The sequence below is a fragment of the Pseudonocardia pini genome (assembly GCF_013870575.1).
Taxonomy (GTDB): domain Bacteria; phylum Actinomycetota; class Actinomycetes; order Mycobacteriales; family Pseudonocardiaceae; genus Pseudonocardia; species Pseudonocardia pini.
On the sequence record NZ_JACBXB010001133.1, the window covers coordinates 1 to 1,271 of the forward strand.

General features: G+C 75.1%; 3 protein-coding genes. 2 read left to right on the forward strand and 1 reads right to left on the reverse strand.

All coding sequences use genetic code 11. The features are described from left to right. Positions 1–459, reverse strand: a 459-nt coding sequence (locus H5J29_RS33185; protein WP_181784832.1) for a DinB family protein, incomplete at its 3' end; no start/stop codon positions are given. A gap of 134 nt (positions 460–593) precedes the next feature. Between H5J29_RS33185 and H5J29_RS33190 the strand changes: the two genes are divergently transcribed. After that, positions 594–845, forward strand: coding sequence for a hypothetical protein (locus H5J29_RS33190; RefSeq protein WP_181784833.1), 252 nt, complete (start codon positions 594–596; stop codon positions 843–845). Next, on the forward strand, positions 842–1,271 hold a 430-nt coding region (locus H5J29_RS33195; RefSeq protein WP_181784834.1), incomplete at its 3' end, for a thioesterase II family protein. The genes H5J29_RS33190 and H5J29_RS33195, both read left to right, overlap by 4 nt.

Here is a 1,271-nt window from a genome sequence, read left to right on the forward strand (position 1 = left end):
GTGGGTGGCGAGCATGGTCTCGTCGTGCTGCTGCTCGTGCTGCACGATCATGCCGAACACGAAGCCCGCCTGCTCCAGCCTGCGGCCGGACATCGGGTGGCGCTCCAGCACGTCGAACGCCTTCTCCCGCACCTCGGCCACGTACGCGCGGGCCTCGGCCGGGGTGAGCAGCGGCAGCTCGACGCGCTTGGCGCGGGAGTGCTGGAAGGCGTCGTACAGCCCGTCGATCTCCGGCCGCAGCGCCTCCCGCCCGCCGACCTCCCGCACCAGCCAGAGCTCCTCCATGCTGCCGATGTGCGCGAGGTCCCAGACCAGGGGCGACATCAAGGGCGAGTGCTGGGCGACGAGCTCGGTGTCGTCCACCGAGGTCAGCGCGGTGCTGCGGACACGGGCCTGCTCGAGCTGGGCGACCACGCGGTCGCGCAGGACGTCCGGGCTGAGATCCGGGGTGGCGGTCATGGACGGACTCCCTCCGATCGGGACGGGCGGTCGGGCCCTTCGAACGGCCCGCGACGGTCTGCTGTTCGTCGGGCTGGACACCGCGCGAGCTGCTGCGTCGGGTCGCGGCGGGGTCGGACCCGATCAGCCAGGCCATGGACGATCCCGCGCCGACGCTCGTCGAGCACCGGATCGAGGCCCCGCTGCCCCCGTTCGACGGCCTGGTCGCGGACCGGGACACCCGCTACGACCCGGACACCGGGCACGAGCAGGTGATCACCCTGCGGGAGTCCGTCGACGGGCTGACGATCCGCCTCGCCGTCGACGCCGCCGCCTGCGACGCCGCCCGCGCGGCCACCCGGGTGCGCAGGCTCGCCGACGAGATCGAGCGGATCGTGGCGCGATGAGCACGGCCCCGCTGTCGGCCAGGTCGGCGGCGCGGGGCTGGCTGCGGACCCCGCGCCCGGTGCCGGAGGCGGCCGTCCGGCTGGTCTGCCTCCCGCACGCGGGCGGGGCGGCGAGCGCGTACCGGCCGTGGCTCGCGGTGGCGCCCGCGGACGTCGAGCTGACGCTCGTGCAGTACCCGGGCAGGCAGGACCGGATCCGCGAGGAGCCGTGGCGAGACGCCGTGGCGATGGCGCGCGCGATCGTCGAGGAGCTCCGCGGGGAGACGCGTCCGCTGGTCCTGTTCGGACACAGCCTGGGCGGCACGATCGCGTTCGAGGTGGCGCGGCGCCTGCGCCGGCCGCCCGTCCGGCTGGTGGTGTCCGCGCAGCGCGGCGCGCCCGAGCGGCAGCGGACCCTGCAGGCACTCGTCGACTCGAGCCATCAGC

Bases quoted from the DNA above. Each gene is read 5' to 3' on its own strand.
- H5J29_RS33190 (WP_181784833.1), top strand. From the start codon at position 594: ATGGACGATCCCGCGCCGACGCTCGTCGAGCACCGGATCGAGGCCCCG.